The sequence below is a fragment of the Croceicoccus ponticola genome (genome assembly GCF_004004515.1).
Lineage (GTDB): Bacteria > Pseudomonadota > Alphaproteobacteria > Sphingomonadales > Sphingomonadaceae > Croceicoccus > Croceicoccus ponticola.
Genome location: NZ_RXOL01000002.1, coordinates 279860 through 304130, shown reverse-complemented (window position 1 = coordinate 304130; position 24271 = coordinate 279860). Strand labels below are relative to the sequence as shown.

At 63.0% G+C, this 24271-nt stretch carries 26 protein-coding genes and 1 pseudogene; 14 read left to right on the top strand and 13 right to left on the bottom strand.

Annotated features, from left to right (window positions below; genetic code table 11):
* Positions 1–63 precede the first annotated feature (63 nt).
* Together EKN06_RS07505 and EKN06_RS07500 are read left to right on the top strand one after the other, a co-directional pair.
* Positions 64–1434 carry a L,D-transpeptidase family protein gene (locus EKN06_RS07505; protein ID WP_240654664.1) on the top strand — a complete coding sequence of 457 codons (1371 nt, stop codon included), beginning with the start codon at positions 64–66 and terminating at the stop codon, positions 1432–1434.
* A gap of 145 nt (positions 1435–1579) precedes the next feature.
* Positions 1580–1978, top strand: coding sequence for a VOC family protein (locus EKN06_RS07500; RefSeq protein WP_127612270.1), 399 nt, complete (start codon positions 1580–1582; stop codon positions 1976–1978).
* 152 nt (positions 1979–2130) lie between these two features.
* On the opposite strand, the pseudogene EKN06_RS07495 reads toward EKN06_RS07500, so the two are convergent.
* From EKN06_RS07495 to ispG, 4 genes and pseudogenes are all read right to left on the bottom strand, one after another.
* A pseudogene (locus EKN06_RS07495) lies at positions 2131–3496 on the bottom strand (transposase).
* Between the two features lie 138 nt (positions 3497–3634).
* Entirely contained in the window at positions 3635–4258 is a 624-nt protein-coding gene (locus tag EKN06_RS07490; RefSeq protein WP_127612269.1) for a murein L,D-transpeptidase catalytic domain-containing protein, read from the bottom strand.
* Positions 4259–4316: 58 nt separating this feature from the next.
* Positions 4317–4886 carry a retropepsin-like aspartic protease family protein gene (locus EKN06_RS07485; protein WP_164843986.1) on the bottom strand — a complete coding sequence of 190 codons (570 nt, stop codon included), beginning with the start codon at positions 4884–4886 and terminating at the stop codon, positions 4317–4319.
* A gap of 38 nt (positions 4887–4924) precedes the next feature.
* A complete protein-coding gene (gene ispG / locus EKN06_RS07480) occupies positions 4925–6061 on the bottom strand; it encodes a flavodoxin-dependent (E)-4-hydroxy-3-methylbut-2-enyl-diphosphate synthase (RefSeq protein WP_127612267.1) in 1137 nt (378 codons plus the stop codon).
* Between the two features lie 200 nt (positions 6062–6261).
* Between ispG and EKN06_RS07475 the strand changes: the two genes are divergently transcribed.
* A complete protein-coding gene (locus EKN06_RS07475; RefSeq protein ID WP_127612266.1) occupies positions 6262–7326 on the top strand; it encodes a zinc transporter ZntB in 1065 nt (354 codons plus the stop codon).
* Positions 7327–7442: 116 nt separating this feature from the next.
* Entirely contained in the window at positions 7443–7817 is a 375-nt protein-coding gene (locus EKN06_RS07470) for a hypothetical protein (protein ID WP_127612265.1), read from the top strand.
* On the opposite strand, the gene EKN06_RS07465 is transcribed toward EKN06_RS07470, so the two are convergent.
* The gene (locus EKN06_RS07465; protein WP_127612264.1) at positions 7814–8305 is read right to left on the bottom strand and encodes a GNAT family N-acetyltransferase; all 492 of its coding nucleotides are present in this window, start codon (positions 8303–8305) and stop codon (positions 7814–7816) included. The two genes, EKN06_RS07470 and EKN06_RS07465, sit on opposite strands and share 4 nt — an antisense overlap.
* Positions 8306–8533: 228 nt before the next feature.
* Here EKN06_RS07465 and EKN06_RS07460 point away from each other — a divergent pair, with 228 nt between their 5' ends.
* On the top strand, positions 8534–9487 hold the full coding sequence (locus tag EKN06_RS07460) for an isoaspartyl peptidase/L-asparaginase family protein (RefSeq protein ID WP_127612263.1): 954 nt from the start codon (positions 8534–8536) through the stop codon (positions 9485–9487).
* Here the strand turns inward: EKN06_RS07460 and EKN06_RS07455 are convergent.
* Entirely contained in the window at positions 9460–10350 is an 891-nt protein-coding gene (locus EKN06_RS07455) for a prephenate dehydratase (RefSeq protein WP_127612262.1), read from the bottom strand. The two genes, EKN06_RS07460 and EKN06_RS07455, sit on opposite strands and share 28 nt — an antisense overlap.
* Positions 10351–10541: 191 nt before the next feature.
* On the opposite strand from EKN06_RS07455, the gene EKN06_RS07450 reads away from it, so the two are divergent.
* Entirely contained in the window at positions 10542–11198 is a 657-nt protein-coding gene (locus tag EKN06_RS07450; RefSeq protein WP_127612261.1) for a c-type cytochrome, read from the top strand.
* Positions 11199–11294: 96 nt separating this feature from the next.
* Here the strand turns inward: EKN06_RS07450 and EKN06_RS07445 are convergent, their stop codons facing one another.
* A complete protein-coding gene (locus EKN06_RS07445; RefSeq protein ID WP_127612260.1) occupies positions 11295–12167 on the bottom strand; it encodes a metallophosphoesterase family protein in 873 nt (290 codons plus the stop codon).
* Positions 12164–13057 (bottom strand): diacylglycerol/lipid kinase family protein, encoded by an 894-nt coding sequence (locus EKN06_RS07440; RefSeq protein WP_164843985.1) that lies wholly within the window; start codon positions 13055–13057, stop codon positions 12164–12166. Before EKN06_RS07440 ends, EKN06_RS07445 begins: the two co-directional genes overlap by 4 nt.
* A gap of 467 nt (positions 13058–13524) precedes the next feature.
* Here EKN06_RS07440 and EKN06_RS07435 point away from each other — a divergent pair, with 467 nt between their 5' ends.
* Complete coding sequence (locus EKN06_RS07435; RefSeq protein ID WP_127612258.1) at positions 13525–13836, top strand: UrcA family protein; 312 nt, start codon at positions 13525–13527, stop codon at positions 13834–13836.
* A gap of 165 nt (positions 13837–14001) precedes the next feature.
* Here the strand turns inward: EKN06_RS07435 and EKN06_RS07430 are convergent, their stop codons facing one another.
* The 3 genes from EKN06_RS07430 to EKN06_RS07420 form a co-directional block, all read right to left on the bottom strand.
* Positions 14002–14757 carry a LytR/AlgR family response regulator transcription factor gene (locus EKN06_RS07430; protein ID WP_127612257.1) on the bottom strand — a complete coding sequence of 252 codons (756 nt, stop codon included), beginning with the start codon at positions 14755–14757 and terminating at the stop codon, positions 14002–14004.
* Positions 14758–14782: 25 nt separating this feature from the next.
* Positions 14783–16198 (bottom strand): sensor histidine kinase, encoded by a 1416-nt coding sequence (locus EKN06_RS07425; protein WP_240654663.1) that lies wholly within the window; start codon positions 16196–16198, stop codon positions 14783–14785.
* Positions 16199–16329: 131 nt separating this feature from the next.
* A complete protein-coding gene (locus EKN06_RS07420) occupies positions 16330–17856 on the bottom strand; it encodes a fumarate hydratase (RefSeq protein ID WP_127612256.1) in 1527 nt (508 codons plus the stop codon).
* 228 nt (positions 17857–18084) lie between these two features.
* Here EKN06_RS07420 and EKN06_RS07415 point away from each other — a divergent pair, with 228 nt between their 5' ends.
* From EKN06_RS07415 to EKN06_RS07400, 4 genes are read left to right on the top strand one after another with little or no spacing between them, the layout of a single operon-like run.
* Positions 18085–18759, top strand: a complete 675-nt coding sequence (locus tag EKN06_RS07415; RefSeq protein ID WP_240654662.1) for a protein-L-isoaspartate O-methyltransferase family protein — start codon at positions 18085–18087, stop codon at positions 18757–18759.
* The gene (locus EKN06_RS07410) at positions 18759–20204 is read left to right on the top strand and encodes a TolC family outer membrane protein (protein ID WP_127612255.1); all 1446 of its coding nucleotides are present in this window, start codon (positions 18759–18761) and stop codon (positions 20202–20204) included. Before EKN06_RS07415 ends, EKN06_RS07410 begins: the two co-directional genes overlap by 1 nt.
* Positions 20205–20263: 59 nt before the next feature.
* Positions 20264–20938, top strand: coding sequence for a DUF2497 domain-containing protein (locus EKN06_RS16080; RefSeq protein WP_127612254.1), 675 nt, complete (start codon positions 20264–20266; stop codon positions 20936–20938).
* A gap of 4 nt (positions 20939–20942) precedes the next feature.
* The gene (locus EKN06_RS07400) at positions 20943–21338 is read left to right on the top strand and encodes a (2Fe-2S) ferredoxin domain-containing protein (RefSeq protein ID WP_127612253.1); all 396 of its coding nucleotides are present in this window, start codon (positions 20943–20945) and stop codon (positions 21336–21338) included.
* A gap of 13 nt (positions 21339–21351) precedes the next feature.
* On the opposite strand, the gene EKN06_RS07395 is transcribed toward EKN06_RS07400, so the two are convergent.
* Complete coding sequence (locus tag EKN06_RS07395; RefSeq protein ID WP_127612252.1) at positions 21352–21663, bottom strand: hypothetical protein; 312 nt, start codon at positions 21661–21663, stop codon at positions 21352–21354.
* Between the two features lie 113 nt (positions 21664–21776).
* Here EKN06_RS07395 and EKN06_RS07390 point away from each other — a divergent pair, with 113 nt between their 5' ends.
* The 3 genes from EKN06_RS07390 to xth all read left to right on the top strand — a co-directional run bounded on the left by EKN06_RS07390 (position 21777) and on the right by xth (position 23403).
* A complete protein-coding gene (locus EKN06_RS07390; protein ID WP_127612251.1) occupies positions 21777–22208 on the top strand; it encodes a CBS domain-containing protein in 432 nt (143 codons plus the stop codon).
* Between the two features lie 69 nt (positions 22209–22277).
* Positions 22278–22607 (top strand): iron-sulfur cluster insertion protein ErpA, encoded by a 330-nt coding sequence (gene erpA / locus EKN06_RS07385; protein ID WP_127612250.1) that lies wholly within the window; start codon positions 22278–22280, stop codon positions 22605–22607.
* A gap of 19 nt (positions 22608–22626) precedes the next feature.
* Positions 22627–23403, top strand: coding sequence for an exodeoxyribonuclease III (gene xth, locus EKN06_RS07380; protein ID WP_127612249.1), 777 nt, complete (start codon positions 22627–22629; stop codon positions 23401–23403).
* A 109-nt stretch (positions 23404–23512) separates the two neighbouring features.
* Here the strand turns inward: xth and EKN06_RS07375 are convergent, their stop codons facing one another.
* Positions 23513–24229 carry a cell wall hydrolase gene (locus tag EKN06_RS07375; protein ID WP_338068076.1) on the bottom strand — a complete coding sequence of 239 codons (717 nt, stop codon included), beginning with the start codon at positions 24227–24229 and terminating at the stop codon, positions 23513–23515.
* Positions 24230–24271: the final 42 nt, after the last annotated feature.

Here is a 24271-nt window from a genome sequence, read left to right as displayed (position 1 = left end):
GATGGACGTTGACCGGATAGACAGGGCATATCGGCCCTTGCGAAATTTTAGGCGGAGCCTCTCTTGAAACTTACCCTGCGATCCGTTTTCCAGACCAGCTGCATCGCCGTCGCCGTGGCCAATGTCGCGGCAGCAGCACCCGCCTTGGCGCAGAACGCCTCGCAGGGCCGCTCGGCGGTCTATGTCGGAGAGGGGCAGTTGCCCCAACCCGCGCAGGCGTCCAGCCCGATGGTTCAGGACGTGCCGACCGATTTCTTCGACGCGGCCCCGGTGTGGAGCATGGAACAGGCCGAAACCCTGCTTGGCTATGTGGCAGGGCTGGGTAACGAAGGGCTCTTCCCCAGGGACTACAAACCGTCCGAGCTTGAGGCCGCGATTTCGGCGGGCGACGGCGAACAGCTGAACGAAGTGGCGACCCGCACCTTTACCTGGGTGGCACAGGATTTGCGCGACGGGCGCACCGAAATGGACTCGCGCAAGCAATGGTTCGTGGTCGATCCCGATGCCGAACGCCTGCCGATCAAGACGCTGCTCGAAGATGCGCTGGCAGGCGATGACATCGTCTCCGCACTCGACGCGCTGAACCCGACCCATCCCGATTATGCGGTGCTGAAGCAACGGCTGCTGGAAACGCCCGAAAGCGACCGCGCCAGCCGCGCCAAGATCCGCGCCAACATGGACCGCTGGCGCTGGCTGGCCCGCGATCTGGGGCCGAGCTATCTGTTGACCAACGTGCCCGAATACCAGCTGCGGATGACGGTGAACGACCGGATCGTGCGCTCCTATCGCACCATCGTCGGCAAGCCGGGCAAGACCAGCACGCCGCAATTGGCCGAAACGCTCGAAGGGGTGATCTTCAACCCGACGTGGACCGTGCCGCAATCGATCGTGGTGGGCGAAGGGCTGGGCGCGAAAGTGCTGAACAACCCCGCCTATGCCCGTTCGCACAATTACAAGGCGACGAAGAACGGCGACGGCACGATCACCGTGGTGCAGCAGCCGGGACCGGGCAATTCGCTGGGCATGATGAAGCTCGACATGCCGAACCCGCACGCGATATTCCTGCACGACACGCCGGCAAAACAGTTGTTCGACACCCAGGATCGCGCCTATTCGCACGGTTGCATCCGCACCGAACGCGCGCTGGAACTGGCGCTGACGCTGGCCATGGTGCTGGGCGAAGTGCCCAAGGAAGAAGCGGTCGCGATCAGCAAGTCGGGCGAATATACCAAGGTGCCGCTGAAAAAGCAGATCCCGGTCTACATCACCTATTTCACGATGGCGCAGGACATCGACGGCGTGATGCGGTCGTTCAAGGACATCTATGGCCGCGACGAACCCGTTCTCGCCAGCTTTGCCGCCCCTCGCGTAGCCAAGGACGGCCGCCGCGAAACGACCGAGGAGGTCGTGGCGATCGAAGACCCGGGCCTGTAGGTGACGGGTCTTCAAAACGGCCGCGACTATCCGATAGCGACCGATAGCGGACATTCCGAGGGCCGGGGGTGACTGCGGGTTACGTGCCTGTTAGGTAAGACCGCTAATGGCGATCGAAAGTTGATCAACCTTCAGGAGAGTATGCGTGCTTTTTCACACCATGGTCGGATCGAACGACATTGAACGATCCAAGCGCTTCTACGACACGGTGCTCGGCACCTTGGGTGCAGGGGAAGGGACGCGGAACATCGCCGACAGCGGCCATACACGTCTGATCTACAATAACGGCAACGGAACCAACTTCATCGTCAGCCAGCCGATCAACAACGAACCGGCAAGCGTCGCCAACGGCAGCACCGTCGCCTTTTCCTGCGACTCGCCCGAGCAGGTGAAGCAGCTTCACGATACCGCCGTTGCCGCTGGCGGAACATCGATCGAAGCTCCGCCCGGACCGCGCGAAACTGCTTCCATGGGCACCATCGAACTGGCCTATTTTCGTGATCCCGACGGCAACAAACTGTGCGGAATTCATTTTCCTGCCTGATCCGTCCGGCACGGGTCTGCTTCTAAACCTAGCGGACCTCGATCATGCGATCCCGCGAGTGTCCGCTTTCCACCCTATTGCGTTGAAAAACTCGCTGCTGTTTCGAGTTGAGGAGTGCAACGGATAGCGGGCGAGCGTTCCCGCGATGCCTCTCAGGTCATTGCGAGGCGCGGCACCGCCCGTATCTTGGCCAGCTTGCGAAGGTTCTGGGCTGCGGCGGCAAGGTGGAACTCATCTTTTGCGCCGTTCGGACCGCGTAGGCGCAAACGGTCCAGCTTCAAAATGCGCTTGAGGTGAGCGAACAGCATCTCGACCTTCTTTCGCTGGCGACTTGAGACGAGATAGGCGTCTGTGCTGGCGATATCGCGAGCCATGTCGCGTGCACCCTCGTGGATGGAGCGGGTGACCTTCCGGGCGGGCATGTTGGGTGTGCAGCGCTGTCGGAAGGTGCAGCCCTGGCAGTCCTGCTGCCGAGCACGGTAACGGACCGCTCCGTCCTTATCGACGCCGGCGCGCGGCGTGCTGAAGTTACGGTTGGATCTTCTCAGGCGGTTGCCGCCTGGGCAGATATAGCTGTCATCCTCGTGGTCGTAGCTGAAGTCCGACCGTGCCATCGCTGCGCGCGGATTTTTCGAACACCGGGATATGCGGTTCGATCCCCCGGTCCTCGACCAGCCAGGCCAGGTTTGGCGCCGAACCGTAAGCGGTATCGGCCACCAGCTTCTCGGGCCACAAGCCGAAACGTTCCTGCGTTCGCTCGATCATCCGCCGCTGGGCGAGCACCTCGGCCTGCCGGATCGCGGTCGTTGCCTCAACATCGACGATCACCGCGTGGTCGAGATCGATGAGGTAGTTGGTTGAATAGGCGTAGAAGGCCCGCTCGCGCGTGGCCGCAGTCCAGCGCGCAGCGGGATCGGTCAGATTGATCCGCTTGGGCGGGACAGGTGTCGATCCGCCGAAGGCGGCATCGTCGAGAACGTCGAGATACTCGGTGACCGCACGTCCGGCTGCATCGTGCGGCAGACCTTCTTCGCCCGGCACCGAACGCTGCCGGTGGACATCGGCACGGATGAGGCTGGCATCGACCGCGAACCCTTCGGCACCCACCAAACCCTCGGCCATGCAGCGCTCGACGGTCAGCTCGAACAGCTTGCGCAAAAGGTCGCTGTCGCGGAACCGACCGTGGCGGTTCTTGGAAAAGGTCGAATGGTCGGGCACGGCGCCATCAAGATCGAGCCGACAGAACCAGCGGTAAGCGAGGTTGAGATGGACCTCCTCGCACAACCGCCGCTCTGAACGGATGCCCATGCAGTAGCCGACGATCAGCATTCGGATCATCAGTTCGGGATCAATCGAAGGGCGGCCGGTCGCGCTGTAGAACGGCTTCAGATGTTCGCGGATGCCAGACAGATCGACGAAACGGTCGATAGCGCGCAGCAGGTGATCGGCCGGCACGTGATCCTCGATGCGGAAGCTGTAGAACAGCGCTTCCTGCATCACCGTTTTCTCACCCATCATCGTAACATCTCCGCTTTGCCCACGAAGACTGAATCAGGACTTCAACGCGATCGCAAGCGGGACTTTTTCAACGGAATACACCCCACCGCGGACATCGCGCTCTCAAAACTCTCACCCGAAAGCCGACCTTCTCGGCGCTCAGCCCAGCCCTAGCCTGTCGGAATAGATCAACCGGCCGCCCGAAAGGTGCCACAGCGCCTCGTTGAAATCGTCGGGGCTCATCGCGAAACAGCCGTTGGAACGGCCCAGTCGGCCAAATTGCGAGATGTGCGATGCGCGGGCGTAGTCCGCCGAATGCGCGACGATGGCACGTGGCAGTGCGTTCGAGTTTTCGGGATCGAGCCCGCCCAGCCGGATCGAGGTGCCATACTTGCCCCGGTACCATTCGTAGGTGACGTAAGACCCACGGCTGGTCGCGTTCGATCCGGGCGTGTTGGAAAATTCGTTGAGCCAGCCATCGTGTTCGGGGTCGGAACCCGTGCCATGTGCGACGAGGAAGCTGCGTACCGTTCCCGCCTCTACATTGGCGAAGTGGAAACGTGGCAGTGCGGAATGCACGCCGTAATCGGCAATGGCGGCGACATCCTTGCGCCAGATAGCGCTGCCTGCCCGCTCGATCTCTCGTTTCGCGACGTCGAGCACTGCCCGGTCGCGCGGGGTCAGCGGGCTGGCCTGCGCGAAAGTACGCATCGGCAGCGCGAGGGTTGCCCCTGCCGCGATTGCGCCCTTGAGGATGTTGCGTCGATTCAACCCGTTTACCATGCGAATCTTATAACACTTCGCGTCTGACTTTGCACTGAACTGCGACGAAGCGCCCCATTCAATATTCGGACAGATTCATTTGGCCGTTCGCGATCTCCACATTCGGGATTCGCGACAGGAAGCTCTGACCCAGCAGGGTGACGTGCAACCCTTCGGGGATGATCATCGCGTCGACGTCATGCACTTCGAAATTGCCGAGCTGCACAGTGTCCAGCCGGACCTGCACGCCCTGAATCGGCCCGTTCGCGCCGCGCCCGATGATGCCGATGTCGCTCTGGTCCCAGTTCAGCCCGATCGCTTCGGCATCCGCGCCGGTCAGCGCGATCACGCTGGCGCCGGTATCAACCAGCGCTTCGATCGGCACCGAATTGACGGTGGGGCTGGCATAGAAATGCCCGTCCTGCCGCTGTTGGAGGACCATTTCACCGCTGAGGTAATCGGGGGCCGACCCTTGCGCATCCGCGGTCGCGGGATCGAAGCCGACCGGTATGGTGGAATTGGCCGATTGATCTCTCGCCGGGGCCATCGGACCGTTCGGCATGAACGCCCCGATGCCACAGGCCAGCGCCCCCAGCGTGATGATCATTCCCCATTTCATCCCGCCACGATGGCAGGGCGGGTTGAACATCCGGTAAACGGGCGACGGACCGCCCATTGACGCAGTGGCTATTCGGCCGCTTCCGTCGTCTTGCCTGCGTCGGTCATGTCCGCTTCGATCTCGGCAGCCTTGGCTTCGACCAGTCCGACAATGTGGTCGAGCATGTCGGCCGATTGCACGTGATGATCGGTAACCCCCGACAGATAGACCATGTGCTTGCCGTTACCGCCGCCAGTCACGCCAATGTCGGTTTCCCGCGCCTCTCCCGGCCCGTTGACGACACAGCCAAGGACGGAGAGCGAGAGCGGCACCTTGATGTGCTGCAACCGTTCTTCCAACGCCTGAACCGTGCGGATCACGTCGAAACCCTGACGCGCACAGGAAGGGCAGGACACGACGCGGACACCGCGGGTGCGCAGGCCAAGCCCTTTGAGGATTTCGAACCCGACGCGCACTTCCTGTTCGGGTTCCGCCGAAAGCGAGACGCGAATGGTGTCGCCGATTCCGGCCCACAACAGGTTGCCGATGCCGATGGACGATTTGACCGTTCCGCCGATCAGCCCGCCCGCTTCGGTGATGCCAAGATGCAGCGGGCAATCCACCGCATCGGCCAGCCCCTGATAGGCGGCGACGGCAAGGAAGATGTCGCTGGCCTTCACCGCGACCTTGAATTCGTGGAAATCGTGGTCCTGCAATAGCTTGATGTGATCGAGCGCGGATTCGACCAGCGCTTCGGGGCACGGCTCGCCGTATTTTTCGAGCAGGTCCTTTTCCAGCGACCCTGCGTTCACGCCGATGCGGATGGCGCAGCCATTGGCCTTCGCCGCACGGACCACTTCGGCGACGCGCGCACTGCTGCCGATATTGCCCGGATTGATGCGCAGGCACGCCGCGCCCTTGTCCGCCGCTTCCAATGCGCGTTTGTAATGGAAATGGATGTCGGCAACGATGGGCACTTCGGCGGCGCGGGTGATCTGGTCGAAATGCGCGGTCGATTCTTCGGTCGGACAGGACACGCGGATGATATCGGCCCCCGCCTCTTCGCACCGGCGAATCTGGTCGATCGTCGCGCCGATATCTTCAGTCGGCGTGTTGGTCATCGTCTGCACGGTGATCGGCGCGTCGCCGCCGACCGGAACCTTGCCGACCATGATCTGCCGGCTCTTGCGACGCTCGATCGTGCGCCATGGGCGGATCGCGTTCATAAATTTGGCCCGTAACCTTTCGAATTTGACGCACGGCGCTGTCCGACATCGATAATGACGTCGCGAACGTACCGAAATCTCAACATGGTGCGTTTCCTAGCAGTTTCGAGGGCGTTAGGAAAATGCGCCGCCTGCGGGCATAGATGCCGGCGATGACCATGTCGCGACAAATGATCGGCGCGACAGATGCGGGAGAGCCCATGAACGAAGTCGAGCTGACCGATGACCTGTCCGGCGATCGCGCCGATGCCGGTTCCGACGGCGGCTCCGGCGACAAGCGGAGCGAGGGGTGTGGCGACGCCCTGCTGTTCGGGCGCGTGCTCGACGGCAAGGGGGGCGGACGCGAGGTGACATGGGACGAAGCGCAGGATTGGTCGCCGGGCGTTCCGGGCGAAATGATCTGGCTTCATCTGTGCCGCAACCGGCCGGGCGTGCAGGAATGGCTTGAAACTTCGCTGGCCATTTCCGAACCGACCGCCGAATTGCTGGTGTCCGACCAGACCCGCCCGCGCGCCTTTCGCGAAGGCGACACGCTGGTCGCCACGCTGCGCGGCATCAATTTCAACCCCAATGCCGAACCCGAAGACATGGTTTCGATGCAGTTGTGGAGCGATGGGAAGAGGGTCATCACGCTGCGGCGCTTTCCTCTCCAGACGCCGCGCGACACTCTGGCGGAAATCGACGGCGGGTTCGGCCCGTCCGATGCGGGCGCGCTGATTACCTCGCTGATCGAATTCATGATCGCGCGCATGAACCGTTCGATCATCGATATGAACGATCATATCGACCAGATGGAGGATGCCGATCTCGACGTCGATACGGAACGCGTGCTGGAAAAGATCGCGAAGATCCGGCGCAATTGCCTCGCGCTCAAACGCCACATGAGCCCCCAGCACGAGGCGCTGGAACGGATCAGCCGCGATGCCCCCGACTGGTTCGAAGATCACGACCGGCGCGAAATCGCAGAAACGATCGAGCGTCTGTCCCGCTATCTCGACGATATCGACATTTCGAAGGAAAGCGCGGTTGTCCTGCAGGACGACATCCGCGCCCGCGCCGCATCCCGTTCCGAACGGACGAGCTACCTGTTGACCATAGTGGCTGCGATCTTCCTGCCTTTGGGTTTCGTCACCGGACTTCTGGGCATCAATGTCGGCGGCATTCCGGGCATGAACGATCCGCAGGCGTTCTGGGTCGTCAGCGGGATGTGCGGCATGATCCTGATCCTGCAGCTTGTCCTGTTCTATCGGTGGAAATGGTTCTGAAGCCTGGCAGCGCGACGTTAGGGACCAATACCTAACCGGTCGCGCGCCCGATCTTCACGCCGGAGACCGACCCTTTCACCCCAAATGGGGCAAAAGGATTCGGTCGCATCAAGGAGTTGCTCGCCATCCCGGTGGTCGTGCTGACGCTCGCGCTGGTTCCAACGGTTGGCTTTGGCGGGGACGGTGATTCGATCACCACCCGCACGACGTCGAGTTCGATGGAATCGGTGTTTGTCGAAGTGCACAATGCCGACAATGCCCGGCGCACGTTCAGGGTCTTCGCCATCGGCGCGGCCTCGGAAACGCCGGCGGGTGGCGTGCGCCTGCTGCCGGCGGAGCAGCACGTCATCGCGGGGGGCGAAACCAAGCGGGTACTCGCGGTATTCCAGAACCTTCGGCCCGGCGAAAAGCGCGAGGCGAGGGTTTGCTATGCGCCCATCAACCTACCGGCGGACCGCACATGCCAGTCCTTTGCGATAGAGCGGATCTAGAGCTTCCGTTCGTACAGGAATTCGTCGTCGCGGTGATCGCCGACCCAGAAGTCGATGTCCGCGATCTTGGCAAAGCCGTGCCGCTGGTAAAACCGCTGCGCGCCGAGGTTTTCCGCCCAAACCGAAAGCTGTATCGCATCGGCCCGGCGCGTCTTTGCTTCTGCCAGCACCCATTCCATCAGGCCGCTGCCGATGCCGTTCCCGGTCGATCCGGCATCGGTATAAAGCTGCGACAGCGCAATGGGGCGTGCGGCGTCGGAATGGCCGCCGAACTGCGCGCCTTCGACGAGCTTGCAATATCCGACCAGCCGCTCCCCCCGAAAGGCAAGGCGGTAGACCACGTTGCGATCCGCGATTTGCTGCGCGATCTTTTCGGGGGAGTGCGCGGAATGGAGGAAGCTGGCGAGGTTTTTGGCGCTGTAGAGATGGCCGAACGCCGCATCGAAGCTTGCCCGGCCCAGCGCGACCAGCGCGTCGCGATCGTCCATCGAGGCTTCCCGAAATGTGATCGCGCCAGCTTTCGCCCGCGCTAGGGCGGAAGGCCCGGTTTCAACGACCATCACTTCGACTCCGTCCGATCATTCAGGCACTCGCCCTGCCCCATACGCCATGCCCCCTAAGCCATGTACTTGCGCAGGGGGTGGCGCAACCGGCGCGTTGCGTTCAAGTGGACACGGTTGTCAATTGCCTGAGGCTTCAGGCTTGCGGAGAAGAGCATGAGCGACCCGAAATCACCCTGGACCCTGGCCATTCACGGCGGCGCGGGAGCCATGGCGCCGGGCATGTTCACGCCGGAACACGAAGATGCGTGCCATGCCGGGCTCGAATCGGCGCTGGCCGCCGGGTCGGCCGTGCTGGCGGACGGCGGCAGCGCGCTGGACGCGGTGGAAGCGGCGGTGATGGTGCTGGAAGACAACCCGCTGTTCAACGCAGGGCGCGGATCGGTTTTCACGTTCGAAGGCCGCAACGAAATGGACGCCGCTGTCATGGACGGTACGACCCGTTCGGCAGGCGCGATCGCGGGCCTGACCAATACGAAAAACCCTGTCCGAGCGGCGCGGGCCGTGATGGAAAAGTCGCCTCACGTCCTGCTCAGCCACGAAGGCGCGAACCGGTTCAGCTCAGAAATGGGACTGGAACAAGCCGATAGCGAATGGTTCGCAACCGCCGAACGCCGGCGGCAGTGGGAGGAGTTCAAGGAACGCAAGACCGGCTGGTTCGATGCCGATCTCAAGTACGGGACGGTCGGCGCGGTGGCGGTCGATGCAAGCGGTCATGTCGCCGCGGCGACCAGCACCGGCGGGCTGACCGGCAAACGTTGGGGCCGGATCGGCGATTCGCCGGTGATCGGCGCGGGCACTTATGCCGACGATCGCGCCTGCGCCGTGTCCGCCACCGGCACGGGAGAGGTGTTCATCCGCAATGCCGCCGCGCACGAAATCGCGGCGCGCATGCGGCTGCTGGGCGAAACCGCGCAACAGGCGGTCGACGCGGTCATGGCCGAAGTGGGCGCGATGGGCGGAGACGGCGGCGTGATTTTTGCGGCGCACGACGGCAGCGCGGGGTTTGCGTTCAACACGCCCGGCATGTTCCGGGGACGCGCCGATGCCTCCGGCCTTCACGAAACCGCGATCTACGGCAATCAGGTGCGCTCACGCTCCATCGGATAGCACCCTAACAGGCGCAAGTTCTTGGAATAGAAGCCCAGTTCTTCGAGCGAGAGATCGACCGCAGGGTCGCCGGGCTTGCCCACGATGTCGCAGAAAAAGCGCGTCGCGGCGAAGCTGGCGCCTTCCTGATAGGATTCCAGCTTGGTCATGTTGACCCCGTTAGTCGCAAATCCGCCCAGCGCCTTGTAAAGCGCGGCCGGAATGTTGCGGACGGCGAAAACGAACGTCGTCATCGCCGGCCCCTCAATCTCCGCCGGATCCAGCGGCGCGCGCGACAGGATGACGAACCGCGTCATGTTGTCGTGCTCGTCCTCGATCGCTTCGGCCACGACGTCCAGATCATAAAGTTTCGCGGCCAGTGGTGGCGCGATGGCGGCAACCGTCGGGTCGCGATCCTGCGCCACTTTGGCGGCGGCACCGGCGGTATCGGCATATTCCATCGGCACAATGCCGTGCTTGCGCAGCCAGCCGCGGCACTGGCCCAAAGCCTGCGTATGGCTGATCGCCGCCATGAACGGTCCTTTGCCCACCGCCATCAGCGTATGGGTGATCGGCATGAAATGTTCACCCGTGATCGACAACCCCGATTCGGGCAGCAGGAAGTGAATGTCCGCGACACGTCCGTTTGCGCTGTTTTCGATTGGGATGATCGCCCGGTCGGCCAGCCCGTCGCGCACCGCGTCGATCGCGTCGGCGAAGGAATAGCACGGCATCGGCAGGCAGTTGGGATCGTGGCGCAGTGCTGCGATGTGCGAATTTGCGCCGGGCGCACCCTGAAACGACACCGCCCGTGCGGGATCGGCGGCGGCGGCACGGTTCATTTCCTCGGCGAGGGCGAGGGCGGGGGCAGGATAACTTTGCATGGCGGGGGGTGCGTTAGGCCCGTGCGACGCCCGTGCCAAGCCCGTCCGTGCCCGATGTCCCGGACGCGAGGCTTGCCGCAATGCCGCATTTCGGGCGCAATGGCCCTTGCGCTGGGGCACGGCTGCAACTAGAGCGGCGCGCGAACCTCCGTTCGGGGGTTGTGACAGGGACATCGCGACGGGCTTTCCAAATGAGCGACAAGTTCAACACCATTGCCGGCTGGGCCCTTTTCGGGGGCATCGTAGCCATCGGCCTTTCGAGCGTGAGCGGCCGCATTTTCATGGCTGACAAGCCGCATGCCCCGCACGAGCCGGGTTACCAGATCGTCGCCGCCGAGGGCGAAGGCGAAGGCGCATCCGGGCCGAGTCTTGCGACCTTGCTCGCGACCGCCGACGTCGCAGCGGGCGAAAAGCTGTTCGCCAAGTGCAGCGCCTGCCACTCGGTAACGCAGGGCGGCGCTAACGGCATCGGCCCGAACCTCTATGCCACGATGGGCGAAACGATCGGCGGGGGCAAGGGCGGCTATGCGTTCTCGTCTGCCCTGTCGGGCCATGGCGGCCAATGGACGTTCGAGAACATGGACGCATGGCTCGCCAGTCCCAAGGCTTTCGCAAACGGCACGAAGATGAGCTTCGCGGGCCTTTCCAAGCCTGAAGATCGCGCCAACATGATCGCATATCTGAATGCACAAGGGTCGAACCTGCCGCTGCCGACGCCCGAAGCGCCTGACGCAGCCGAAGGTGACGCCGCCGAGCCGGCAGCCGAAGAAGCGCCCCAGGGTGCCGACGCCGCCGATGCGCAGGTCATGACGCCAGTTGCCGAAGCCGGGGCCGCCGTTTCGAACTGACGTTTGCCGCAACAAAAACGAAAAGGCCCGCCGGAACCTGTGTCCGGCGGGCCTTTTCGTATTTGGCCTGTTGGGGCGCAATCGGTGGGCGCATGATCAGTGGACTGGCGGGTCCTTGGCCGGAACCCGGCCCACTGGCGCCACGGGTTCGCCGGGCTCCCGTGGGGGCATGGCGTTTTCGGGCACGTCGGCGATCATCATGTCCGCGCTCGGCACATCTTCCAGATTGCGCACCGTCACGCGGATGTCGCCGTTGGCATAGTGCAATTCGTTGAAACTGGGTGGAGTGGACCGCAGCCGTTGCGACAGCGTACCCGCCCCGATCATCCGCACCGGCCCGTTGGGCGTCTGCCGGACAAGGTCGAACGCATCGTGTACGTGACCCGACAGCACCGCGATCACGTTGCGCTTCGCCAATTCGGCCAGCGCCTTGTCGCCACCGCGAGTCAGGGCCGTACCCCGCGTGCCGACTTCGACAAGCGGATGGTGACAGGCGACGATTGCCCGCGTTCCTGTCGGCAAGGCATCGATCGCGGCAAGGCATTCGCCCAGCGCACCCGACGTGACCCAGCCCTTCGACCAATTCATCCGCCATTGTGCCCGCGCCGCCGTCTTCAACGGCACGATCGCCGCTCCGGGAAGCTCGATTTCCCGCTCGACCAGATCTTCGATGGCGCGAAAGCGGCGATATGGCGCAAAGAACCGCTCGATCGGGTTGAAATAGGGCATGTCGTGATTGCCCACCTCGACAGTTACCGGCACGTCCAAAGCGCGGATCCAGAGGCAGGCGGCGTCAAATTCGCGTTGCCGCGCCCGCATGGTCAGATCGCCGGTAATGGCCACCGCGTCCGGGCGGCGAGATGCGATTTCGGACGCGACCCATGCCAGCGCACGTTCATCGGCCAGTCCAAAATGAATGTCGCTAAGGTGAAACAGCAACCGTTCGCCCGTAACGGCGGCATCATTCATGCATGATCTCCGGTCCCCGCATCGGCCTGAACGCCTTCATCTTCCCGAACGGTCACGATGATATCAACCTCGCACGGCGCGACCCAGAAACGGGCGCGGGGATCAAGCGTCGCGCCCTCACCGTCGATCAGGATTTGCAACGGTTCGCTATCGGCACTGGCCAGAGTCATCGTTTCGAATGTCCCCAAATCGTCGTGCGGCCCTTCGCGGAAATCTCGCTTCAGCAGGGCGACACCTTGCTGGGCATACTCGGCAACGGTGGTCGAGTGATAGGCCGCGACCGATATATTCCCCTGTTCGGGCGTCATGACGATCAGCGGGTATCCGTCCGGTTCGCCGATTTCCGGTTCCACAACGCGCACCTTAACCCCGGCGGTTGATTGACCGATGGCGGTAGCCGCGCCGCTGGCGACGCCCAGTACGTCGAACTTGCGCATCGCTTCGCGCACGTCGCCCCATGCCGTGCCGGGTCCGACCATCAGGCCGGCCAGAGCATCGCCCGCTTCGCACCGTACGACGCTGGGGCGCAGGGATCGGAACTGGCCTTCGGCGACGCGCGCGACGATCGTGTCGCTGTCGACGTCGCCATGCAGCCGGATCGAAAGCAGGTTCATGGTCCCACCCGGCAGGATCAGTATCGAACCGCCCCAGCCATAAAGGGCCGTGACCAGCGCATTGATGGTGCCATCACCTGTATATATCGTGACAAGATCGACATCGGCCGCATCGAGTTGGGCGATGGTCGGCAGGTCTTCGGACGGAAATTGGACCACCCGGTCAAGCTCGATCGCGTGTTCGGCAAATGACGCGCACAGGGCGTCGAACGCCTTTGCGTCATAACTGCCACTGTCGGGGTTGATGACCAACCAGGTCTTTTGCGCGTTCGCCATGGCACTGGAAAACGCCAACCATGCTCTCGGTTCCCGGCGGCCGCACTCTATCGGCACCATGCGGTATCGGGTGGAAAGCGAAATCCTGATGGAATGACGCCGTCCAGCGTCGTGGCAATAGCGCGCGCCATGACTTGGCGACGCGTTGTGTTTCGATGGAACGCGTAATTTGCAGTTCGAATGTTCAGTCAGATGCAACAAAAGACAAGTCGTTACTTATAGCATTGTCATTACTATACGTTTCTTTTGTGACTACTGCATAATTATCTTGGAATACTTGTGGACTAGATGGTTTGCAAAAAGTAAAGGCGCTCGTCGATTGGCGATTGTCGTTCGTCGACAGCAAACGGCGTCTGTCGGATCTTCGCACACCTTCACAGACTTGTGACGGACGATACCGCCACGATGATCCATAAGAAGATCATCGAAGAGCCAACCGACAGTTTCATTTCCTGGGGGGAAATCAGATGTTCAAGACCTTAATTGTACCGGCCATCGCCGGCCTCGCCATTCTCGCCGCACCCGCCACCGCGCTGGCCGGCGAAACGAATTCCGGAACCATCGTCCGCGTCGCGGTCGGCGATCTCAACCTCGCCACCGATCAGGGCGCGACCGAAATGAAGAAGCGCGTCCGCTCGGCCACGTACCAGGCCTGCCTCTACGCCGAAAACGGCCAGCTCGTTTCGCCCGAAGAACAAACCGCTTGCGTCCGTACCGCGCAGGCAAAGGCAAAGACGCAAATGGCTCAGAAGATTGCCAATTCGCGTTTTGGCGGCTGATCCCGAGCTGCCGATTACCTGAGCCCCGGCCGGACCAGTCCCCCGGCCGGGGCTTTTACCAATCCCGACTGGCGTTCCCTGCCCAAGGCATGGGAAGCTTACAAAACACGATCCAGGGCGGCGCCACGCAAGGCGACCGCCTATTCTTTCGGAAGTCTTCGGGGTTCAGCGTCCGGCCATCGCCTTGACTGCTTTCAGATGCGTGCGCCCGATGCGGACGGGTTCGCCCTTGTCGATTTCGGCAGACCATACGCCCAGTCCTTCGTGGCGCAGGCCAGTGATGAAATCGCGCCGCAGGATCGTGGATCGATGGACGCGAATGAACCGTTCGGGGTCCAACCTTTCTTCCAGCGCGCCGATGGTTTCCAGCAGCAGATGGCTGCCATCACCGACATGGAGCCGCACGTAATCGCGCTCCGCATCGATGCGATGCACGTCGCGTGCCGCGATGCGCAGCAGTTCGGATCGGTGCGGAACCCAGAATTCCTCGATCCACCGGGTCGGCTGCGGCGATTTTCCGGCGTTGGACCGGCTGGCGAAAGCGCGATCGATGGCGCGGCCAAGCCGATCCTGCGCCACGGGCTTGAGCACGTAATCCACCGCGTCGAGATCGAACGCTTCGACCGCAAAACTGTCGTGTGCCGTGACGAATACGACCGCGGGCCGATCCGCCGGGTCCGGCACTTTTTCTGCGATCCGCCGCGCGACGGAAAGCCCGTCGACATGCGGCATCGTCATGTCGAGCAGGACGAGATCGGGGGTCAGCGCTTCTATCATCCGCAACGCCGCAGCGCCGTCGCCGGCGGTGCCGACAATGCGCAATTGCGGCATGCGGGCGCAGATAACCTGCATCCGTTCCACCGCCAGCGGTTCGTCATCCACGATCAGCGTCGCCAGCGTCTTGCCCGCATCGCTTCCCATATGTGTCGTCCCCCCGGACATCGTTTCATTCCCCCTCGGCCGAAAAGGACAGCGGCATCCGGATCACCGTCCGCCAACCGCTGCTCCCCAGCCCGCTGTCGCCAGGCCCGCTAACCCCAGGCCCGCTGACTACTGTCGCATCGTCGCCGAACCGGGCCTTCAGTCGGTTGCGCACGTTGTCCAGCCCGATTCCGAAGCCGTGCTGGCCGTCGTCCGCCCCGGCCCCCGGCCCGTCATCGGACACCGTGATGACCAGCCGTTCATATTCCTCTGCCGCTGTCAGCCGGATCGTTACCGGGCGATTGACCGACGCCACGGCATAGCGGACCGAATTTTCCACCAGCGGCTGAAGGATCATGCCCGGAACTCGCGCGGTGGACAAATCGTGCGGTACGTCGATCTGCACCCGCAGGCGATCCGGGAATCTCACAGCCTCTATCTGCAAGTACAGCCGCTGCAGTTCGATTTCTTCCGACAGCTGAACGTCATGCGTCGGATCGCCCGACAGCGACCGGCGATAGAACGTGCTGATCGTCTGGATCATCGTTTCGGCCTGTTCGTTCCGGTTCGTCATGACCAGCGCCGACAGCGAATTGAACGTGTTAAACAGGAAGTGCGGATTGACCTGATAACGCAGCGATCGCAGTTCCGCCGCCTTGGCCGCGCGGCGATATTCGCCTTCGCGCCGTTCGGCCACGCGTGCCTTCACCGCCTGGCTCATCGCGATATAGAGCGCGCACCACGTCAGGAGCAGGTAATAGCGGCCCAGCGCGATGTCCGTCAGTTGCTGCCACATCAATTTGCGGCGCAATGGCTCGTCCAGCTTGACCATATCTGCCGGGGCCGCGATTGCCGACTGCCCGGCCCCGCGTTGCACCGGTCCTACGATTTCCTCGGTCACGACCCGCGGCGATGGCGCGGACGTCGCTTGCCCGGCCGTCCCTGCGACGGGTTCCGGCGGCGTCGGCGGCATTGGGGGTGGCATCGGCGGTACATCTTCGCTCGGCACCCCGGGCACGTCGACCAGCAGATTGCCCGCCTCATCCCGGCGGATGCGAACGCCTTGGTCGTCGCCGACGCTCTTCACGATCAGCGCTTCGACATCGGCAAAGGCCTGCTGGTTGATGAAGGCGAGCAGCAGCGACGCAGGCGCGGCGGCCAGCACGGCCACGAAAATACGCAAGCCCATGCGGCGATGATCGAACCCGCGCAGCAAAAGCCACAGCAATACGGTGACGCACACGCCTGCCAGCGCCACGACGAAGCGGCGAGTGAGCAGGGCCTGCTGGTAATCGAATTCCAGCACGAGCCCGCGGGCAGTGGCCATTGCGAAATAGGCCGCCCACAGGATGACCATGGAAACCAGCACTGTCGTCAGGCCGACACCGCCATCTTCGGTCGTTTCGCCGGGCCTGCCGGATGGTGCTTTATCTGTGTTCACGCCATCGTGATAGGGCGGCCGCGGCCCACGCACCAGTGCCGCGACGACCCCGGTCGAAGCCAGTCCGCGCTTTGTCGAAAGAACGCCCGGCGCGGGCCGTTATGCCCCGGCCGCTTCTTTCACAGCGCAGGTCAGGTGCCGGGAAGGAGATGTTCCCGGGCGATCTTTTCGCGCCAGACCAGCGGGGCGAGACGGTGGACATTGCGCCCTTCGGAATCGACCGCGACGGTGACCGGCATGTCCTCGACCTTGAATTCATAGATCGCTTCCATGCCCAGATCCTCGAACGCGACGACCTTGGCTTCCTTGATCGCCCGGGCGACGAGATAGGCCGCGCCGCCGACTGCCATGAGATAGGCGACCTTGTGTTCGGCGATGACGTCGGTCGCGCCCTGACCGCGTTCGGCCTTGCCGATCATGGCCAACAGGCCAAGCTGGAGCATCTGGTCGGTAAACTTGTCCATCCGCGTCGCGGTGGTGGGGCCGGCGGGGCCGACGACTTCGCCCACGATCGGATCGACCGGGCCGACGTAATAGATAGCACGCCCCTTGAAATCGACCGGCAGTTCCTCGCCTTTGGCCAACATGTCGGCGATGCGCTTGTGCGCCGCGTCGCGGCCCGTGAGCATGTGGCCCGACAGCAGCAATCGGTCGCCGTGCTGCCAGCTTTTCACTTCCTCGTGGGTCAAATGGTCGAGATCGACCTTCTTCGCATCGGCCGAAGGGGTCCAACCGACGTTCGGCCACTCGTCCAGCCTGGGCGGATCGATAAAGCTGGGGCCGCTGCCGTCCAGCGTGAAGTGCGCGTGACGGGTAGCGGCGCAGTTCGGGATCATGGCAACCGGTTTGCCCGCGGCGTGGCAGGGCCAGTCGTAGATCTTGACGTCGAGCACGGTGGACAGTCCGCCCAGCCCCTGTGCCCCGATGCCCAGCGCATTGACCTTGTCATAGATCTCGATGCGCATCCGGTCGATATCGGTCTGCGCCCCGCGTGCCTTTAACTGACCCATGTCGATCGGGTCCATCAGGCTTTGCTTCGCCAGCTTCATGCAATGTTCGGCCGTTCCGCCGATGCCGATGCCCAGCATGCCGGGCGGGCACCAGCCCGCACCCATCTGCGGCAGCATTTCCAGCACCCAGTCGACGATGTTGTCGGACGGGTTCATCATCTTGAACTTGGACTTGTTCTCGCTGCCGCCGCCCTTGGCCGCGACGTCGATCGACACCGTGTCGCCCGGCACCATGTCCACCGACAGGACGCAAGGGGTGTTGTCCTTGGTATTGCGACGCGTGAAGGCCGGATCGGCGAGGATCGAGGCGCGAAGCTTGTTTTCGGGATTGTTGTAAGCCCGGCGCACGCCTTCATCGACGACGTCCTGCAGGCTCATCTTCGAATTGAGGCGGCAGTTCTGGCCCCATTTGATGAAGACGTTGACGATGCCGGTGTCCTGGCAGATCGGGCGATGCCCTTCGGCGCACATGCGACTGTTGGTCAGGATCTGCGCAATGGCGTCCTTGGCCGCCGGGTTCTGCTCCGCTTCGTAGGCCTCGCCCAGCGACTTGATGTAGTCCATCGGGTGGTAGTAACTGATGTATTGCAGCGCGTCGGCGACGCTGTCGATCAGATCCTGTTCCTCGATCATCACCATGTCGGACATCGTCGGCCCCTATGCTTGCCTGAAAACCAATGCGCGGGCCTTAGCCCCGGTGTCCCGCGCTGCCAAGATGCCGTGGATGCGAAGGGCGGGCTTGGCGACGGGCGGCTAATGGCGTAGGGCCCGCGGGCAAGCGGCTTGACGCCGCCGCGCCGAAAGCGCAACCGTGTTAGCAGGATAGGACAGTGCCCTTCGCGGTGCCCGTCCACAAGCAAAGAGAGTGCATCCGCGATGGCCACCGCTGCCGCTGCTTCCGCCCCAACCACCGCTTCTGCCGGCGATTTCACCCGCGCCCGCCGCGCGATGATCGACAGTCAGCTGCGCGTGAGCGGCATCAACGATCCAATCATCCTCGCCGCATTCGATGCAGTTCCGCGTGAAAACTACGTCGCCGGCGACCAGCGCGCGATCGCTTATGTCGACCGTTCCCTGCCGCTGGGCGAAGGGCGCTCGCTCTCCGCACCGCTCAGTCAGGCGCGCCTCGTCTCAGAAGCGATGCCCAAACCGACCGACAAAACCCTGCTCGTCGGCGGCGGCACCGGCTATCTTGCCGCAGTGCTCGCGCCGCTCGTCGCCTCGCTCGACGTGGTGGAGGATGACTCCCGCCTTGCCGGAGTAGCCGGGACCAAGGCGGGAAGCTGGCACAATTGTCCGCTGAATGATGGTTGGAAGCGGGGCGGCCCCTATGATCTCATCATCATCGACGGTGCGGTCGAAGACCTGCCCAAGTCTTTCGCGCAGCAATTGGCCGACGATGGCCGCATCGTCACAGGCACCGTCGATCGGGGCGTGACCCGCGTCGCAGTCGGCCGTCGTTCCGGCAAGGCCATCGCGATGCGCCCGGTCGCCGACATCGCAATGCCGGTCCTGACTGCCTTTGCCGCCGCAAAGGGGTGGTCCTTCTGATGACCTTGCGATCGGGCGCAGCCGCCCTTCTGGCGGGCGCCGCGTTGTGCGTTCCGGGTCAGGCCCTTGCCGATACGCTGCAAGAAGCGCTGGCATTGACCTATCAGACCAACCCGACGTTGCAGGCCGCCCGCGCCGATCTTCGCGCGACGGACGAAACCGTGCCGATCGAACGGTCCGACGGCTTGCCCAGCGTGGGCGGCAGCGCGCAGTACACTGAATATCTGAAGCAAAGCAGCTCCAGCTTCACCGCGCCCGACCGCGCGTTGAGCGCCGGGCTCGAACTCTCGGTACCGGTCTATTCTGGCGGCGCGGTAAAGAACTCCGTGCGTGCCGCGAAACAGCGGGTGCAGGCGGGGCGCGCCGATCTGAAGGCGACCGAGTCGGGCATCTTCGCCCAGACCGTCGCCGCCTATATGGACGTGATCCGCGATTCCGCGGTGGTGCAACTCAACCGGCAGAACGTCGACACGCTGGGCGTGAACCTGCAAGCGACGCAGGATCGGTTCGAAATCGGCGACATTACCCGGACCGACGTGGCGCAATCCGATTCGCGCCTCGCCATCGCGCGCAGCGATTTCCTGACTTCGCAGTCGAACCTCATTTCCAGTCGCGAACGCTATATCCAGTTGGTCGGCAAGCCGCCGGTCGCGCTGCAACCGCCCCCGCCGCTGCCAGGTCTTCCCGCCAGCCCTGACGAAGCGGTCGACGTGGCGCTGGCCAACAATCCAGACCTCCTCGCCGCGCGCGAACGCAGCCAGGCTTCGAAATACGACATCGACGTTGCCGGATCGACACGCCTGCCGCGGGTAGAACTGTTCACCGGCGGCAACTACACGGATTACTTCGGTACGCTGGGCGGCGGTTCGTCGGGCGCGTTCAGCCAGTCGGAAACGACGGCGCAGGCCGGGGCGCGGCTGACCGTGCCGCTGTTCCAAGGCGGCCTTCCCGCCGCGCTCGAACGGCAGGCGCAGGCCCGTTCGCAATCGACGATGGAAACCGAAATCGCGATCGAACGCGACGTTATCGCGCAGACCCGTGCGTCCTATTCCGCATGGATCGCCGCGAACGAAGTGATCGAGGCCACCACCACCGCCGTATCCGCCGCCGCGCTCAGCCTTGAAGGCGTGCGCGCGGAAAACACCGTGGGCAATCGCACGATCCTCGACATCCTCGATGCCGAACGCGAATTGCTGTCGACGCAGGTGCAATTGGTCACCGCGCAGCGCAACGCCTATGTCGCCGGATTCTCGCTGCTTGCCGCAATGGGCAAGGCAGAGGCGGAAGACCTTAATTTCGATGTGGGACCGCTGTACGATCCGACCGTGCATTACGATAGCGTCAAGGGCGCGATCTTCGACTGGCGGATGGAGCCTGACCCTGTGGCACAGTCGACTCGCACCGTTGACACGCCTGCCCAAGACGCAGACATTCTGGGCAATTAATTCCGCAACCCGGCCCGCGATCCAGCGAACAGGCCAATCGGACAACAGGAGCGTCGAGCGTGCAGAAGGACGGCGAACCCTCGGTCGAGGATATTCTGCGCTCGATCAAAAAAGTCATCTCGCGCGATGACGAAGCGCTTGGCGGACAGGCCGGCGCGACGCCATCGTTCGGCAATGCCCGCACCTTTGCGCCGCGCGATACGTTTGCACGCTATGCCGCAACGTCGCAAAGCGTGTCCGATCCGGCGCCCGAACCCACGAATGACGGTTCAGACGCCGACGATGTTTACGATCTCGGCAACCTGACGCCCGACGACGGGGCGATAGAGCCCGAAGCGACGATCGGCACGGCGCCTGTGCCGCTGCCCGCCGCATTTGCCGGTCCGGAAGAGGATGTGGCTGGCGATATCGACGAGCCTGTCGCGGTGACAGCATCGGAAATGCACGAGCCCGATTCGCTTTCGAAGCCTGAGGCGGCGCCCTCACCCATTTTTAGCGAAAGCGAGGATCGCCTGATCGCCGGCGCCACCGCCGCTGCGATGCGCGATCAGCTTTCGGCTCTCAGCAACTTTTCGGCCGCAGCGCCGAAGACGGAGACTACGCCCCACCCGCTCGAAGACGCGGTCCGCGACATGTTGCGGCCGTTGCTGAAGGAGTGGCTCGATGCCAATCTCGAAGGCATTGTCGAGCGCATCGTGCAGGACGAGATTTCGCGGATCACCGGCAGCCGCTGACCCGATGGAAGAAGTTTCCGGACGGGAAAAGCTGAAGCGCGCACGGGCTGAGCTTGCGGTGATGGGCGGCGGCTCGGCGTTTCAGCGGCACATCTTCCTTTGCGCGGACCAGGCCAAGCCGAAGTGCTGCCCGAAAAAGCAGGGGCTCGAAAGCTGGGACTATCTGAAACGCAGGTTGGCCGAGCTTGGTCTCGATCGATCGGGCGGGGTGATGCGGACCAAGGCCAATTGCCTGCGCCTGTGCATCGCCGGCCCGCTCGCGGTCGTCTATCCCGAAGGAATCTGGTACCATTCGTGTACGCCAGATGTGCTCGAACGGATCATCCAGCAGCACCTGATCGGCGGCGAACCGGTGGAAGAATTCCGGCTCACCGTCCCTGATGAACTGGCGGAAATCTAGACCAAAAGTAAGATCAGGAAAGCTTGTCCCAGGCGTCGCGGGCCTCGTCGCCCAGCCTGTCTTCGATCGCTTCGTCATGGCCGGTCCCACTGGACAGGAAAACCAGCCCCATCAAAGCCGCCATCAGCATCATCGCTGCCGTCACGCCCAATGCGGTCGCGATGTAAAGATGGATCGAAACGAAACCGTTGCGCCAGTACAAGAATGCCATCGCAATCACGACCGACACGCTCGTGATCCCGAACATCAGCTTCATCAGCCAGCGATAGCGCGCCCATGCATGGGCAGCGGTCTGCGGATCGTCGAGGGGCGAGTGGCGCGTCATGATTTCGCGTCAATGAACCCCTGCGCGCGCGCTGGCAAGTCGCCCCTGCTTCTGGCATCATGATGCGGTCAAACGCCGCGACGGGGGCGGCACAGCTGTTTGGAGACGGGACCATGAGCATCGCCAGGATCATCGCGAGTCGGAAAGGCGAGATCATCACCTGTTCCCAGGACACCACCATGGCAGATGCGGTGGAACTGCTGACAGAACGCCGGATCGGCGCGATGCCGGTCACCGATCCGGACGGCAGGGTCGTCGGCATCTTTTCGGAACGCGACGTGATCCGCTGTCTAAAGGTTCATGGAGGCGACGCGCTGGCGCTGAAACTGGATGCGGTGATGACCTCGCCTGCCGTGACCGTGACCGCGGATACCAGCGAAAACCAGGCGCTCGCGCTCATGACCCGCCGCCGCATCCGGCACCTGCCCGTGGTGGAAAATGACCGGATGGTCGGCTTCGTTTCGATCGGCGATCTGGTCAAGGCGCGGATCGACGAGATTGAGCACGAGGCGAAGGCGCTGCGCGATTACATTTACAGCGCCTGATCGCGGCTTTCGCCATCCTGCGGGGACAGTGCCTTGCCCCGCGCCCCTGCGCGCCCTATCTCGATGACCATGGAACAACCGATCAACCTTAGCCCATCTGCCGCCGGTCGCGTCGCCGCCATCGCGGCGAAGCAGGGTCGCGATGCCGCCCTGCGTCTTGCCGTGGAAGGCGGGGGTTGTTCGGGGTTTCAATATCGCTTCGATCTGGTCAGCGAAATCGAAGGCGACGATGTCGTGGTGGAACGCGATGGTGTGAAACTGGTCGTCGATCCCGTCAGCCTCGATCTCGTCCGCGGCAGCACGGTCGATTTCGTCGAATCGCTTGGCGGCGCGGCTTTCAAGGTGGAAAATCCCAACGCCGCCGCCGGATGCGGTTGCGGCTCCAGCTTTTCGATCTGAGCGGCATGAGTCCGCTTTTGTGAAGATCGCCAGCTTCAACATCAACGGCGTCAAGGCGCGCATGCCACGCCTGCTGGAATGGCTCGACGAAACGAAGCCGGACGTCGCCTGCCTTCAGGAAATCAAGTCGAGCGACGAAACCTTTCCCGGCGATGCCTTTCACGAAATCGGCTATCGCGCGATCTGGCACGGCCAGAAAGGCTTCAACGGCGTCGCCATTCTCCAACGCGGAGAGGACGCGCCGCACGAAGTGATGCGCGGGCTGCCGGGCGATGACGAAGATGCGCATTCCCGCTATATCGAAGCTGATGTGAAGGGTGTGCGGGTCGTGTGCATCTACCTCCCCAACGGGAATCCGGTGCCGGGACCGAAATTCGATTACAAGCTGGCGTGGATGCAGCGGTTGCGGACACGCATGGCCGAATTGTTCGCCGCGGAGATCCCTGCGGTCGTAATCGGCGATTTCAACGTCATTCCCGAAGACAAGGATGTCTGGTCGCCCGACGCCATGGCAGCCGATGCCTTGATGCAACCCGAATCGCGCAATGCCTATTTCCGGCTGCTGCACGATGGGTGGATCGATGCGATCGATTTGCACAATCCGCGCGGCGGCATGTGGACGTTCTGGGATTATCAGGCGGGTGCGTGGCAGCGCGATCATGGTTTTCGCATCGATCATGCACTGCTGTCGCCCGATTTGGCCGATCGCCTGCTATCATGCGGAATAGACAAAGAATATCGCGGTCGCGAAAAAGCGAGCGATCACGTTCCGGTCTGGATCGAAGTTCGCGACTAAGCGTCAGGTACTCGTGGAGTCGAAAGGCCGCCGGATTGGGGGAATCCGGCGGCCTTTCCGCTCACGCGCGCACTTGGGGGATTTGCGCGTTCGCGTTCCACTTCCCACTTTAACGATAGAATATATGGTTGTCGATCTGGGCAAGCCGAGTCATGCGATTTTTCCAGCGCGGCGAGACATAGCGCGCGTGGAAGAACAATGCGCCTTCGGCTGCACTTTCCCATGCGCCTTCGTGCGCAATCATCGCCAACTTCTTGGCTTTCTGCCACGCGTTGCTCGACGTATTGATCGACGGCATCTTGCCACCGCGGACGAACGAGAATTGCGACCGCTGATAGACGACGCCGCAATAGCTGGACGGAAAGCGGCCTGATTCGGCGCGCGCGACGATGACGCGTCCCACGGCGAGCTGACCGGCAAGGGGTTCGCCCTTGGACTCGAAATAAATCGCTCCGGCGAGGCAGCGCAACTGTTCGTCGAGTTTGCCCGGAACCGGTTCGTCCGCGACCAGTTCAGCAAGCGATGCCCCCGCACGAGGCGTACCGGCGACTGCCGGCTCGACCACGGGGAGCGGCTGCACGACCGGTTGTGAAATGAAGGTTTTGGTGGAACCCGCGTTTGCCGACTTCACGGAATTCGAGTCCGTGGCGGCTAGGGTTTCAAGAGTCGTAGCAGCAGCCGCTTCGGGCATTGCTACGGTGGCTTCCGCCATGGCGCTGGAACCGTCCGTTCCAAGCAGTGTGACCCCCAGGGTCGCGACCAGCGAAAATACGCTGGCGCTTTTTACCTTACGGCGCATCATTGTTCGTTCGAGTGCGGTGAACACCAGTCACAGCGTTTTCGATGAACTGACAGCCGATCCCGACTG

Excerpts from the sequence above, each read along its gene's own strand:
- erpA (WP_127612250.1), top strand. The coding sequence starts at position 22,278 with ATGGAACAACCGATCAACCTTAGCCCATCTGCCGCCGGTCGCGTCGCC.
- EKN06_RS07390 (WP_127612251.1), top strand. The coding sequence starts at position 21,777 with ATGAGCATCGCCAGGATCATCGCGAGTCGGAAAGGCGAGATCATCACC.
- EKN06_RS07410 (WP_127612255.1), top strand. The coding sequence starts at position 18,759 with ATGACCTTGCGATCGGGCGCAGCCGCCCTTCTGGCGGGCGCCGCGTTG.
- EKN06_RS07445 (WP_127612260.1), bottom strand. The coding sequence starts at position 12,167 with ATGAATGATGCCGCCGTTACGGGCGAACGGTTGCTGTTTCACCTTAGC.
- EKN06_RS07485 (WP_164843986.1), bottom strand. The coding sequence starts at position 4,886 with ATGTTCAACCCGCCCTGCCATCGTGGCGGGATGAAATGGGGAATGATC.
- EKN06_RS07475 (WP_127612266.1), top strand. The coding sequence starts at position 6,262 with ATGAACGAAGTCGAGCTGACCGATGACCTGTCCGGCGATCGCGCCGAT.
- EKN06_RS07400 (WP_127612253.1), top strand. The coding sequence starts at position 20,943 with ATGGAAGAAGTTTCCGGACGGGAAAAGCTGAAGCGCGCACGGGCTGAG.
- EKN06_RS07435 (WP_127612258.1), top strand. The coding sequence starts at position 13,525 with ATGTTCAAGACCTTAATTGTACCGGCCATCGCCGGCCTCGCCATTCTC.
- EKN06_RS07460 (WP_127612263.1), top strand. The coding sequence starts at position 8,534 with ATGAGCGACCCGAAATCACCCTGGACCCTGGCCATTCACGGCGGCGCG.
- EKN06_RS07455 (WP_127612262.1), bottom strand. The coding sequence starts at position 10,350 with ATGCAAAGTTATCCTGCCCCCGCCCTCGCCCTCGCCGAGGAAATGAAC.
- EKN06_RS07415 (WP_240654662.1), top strand. The coding sequence starts at position 18,085 with ATGGCCACCGCTGCCGCTGCTTCCGCCCCAACCACCGCTTCTGCCGGC.
- EKN06_RS07465 (WP_127612264.1), bottom strand. The coding sequence starts at position 8,305 with ATGGACGATCGCGACGCGCTGGTCGCGCTGGGCCGGGCAAGCTTCGAT.
- ispG (WP_127612267.1), bottom strand. The coding sequence starts at position 6,061 with ATGAACGCGATCCGCCCATGGCGCACGATCGAGCGTCGCAAGAGCCGG.
- EKN06_RS07430 (WP_127612257.1), bottom strand. The coding sequence starts at position 14,757 with ATGGGAAGCGATGCGGGCAAGACGCTGGCGACGCTGATCGTGGATGAC.
- EKN06_RS07420 (WP_127612256.1), bottom strand. The coding sequence starts at position 17,856 with ATGTCCGACATGGTGATGATCGAGGAACAGGATCTGATCGACAGCGTC.
- EKN06_RS07395 (WP_127612252.1), bottom strand. The coding sequence starts at position 21,663 with ATGACGCGCCACTCGCCCCTCGACGATCCGCAGACCGCTGCCCATGCA.
- EKN06_RS07440 (WP_164843985.1), bottom strand. The coding sequence starts at position 13,057 with ATGGCGAACGCGCAAAAGACCTGGTTGGTCATCAACCCCGACAGTGGC.
- EKN06_RS07490 (WP_127612269.1), bottom strand. The coding sequence starts at position 4,258 with ATGGTAAACGGGTTGAATCGACGCAACATCCTCAAGGGCGCAATCGCG.
- EKN06_RS07450 (WP_127612261.1), top strand. The coding sequence starts at position 10,542 with ATGAGCGACAAGTTCAACACCATTGCCGGCTGGGCCCTTTTCGGGGGC.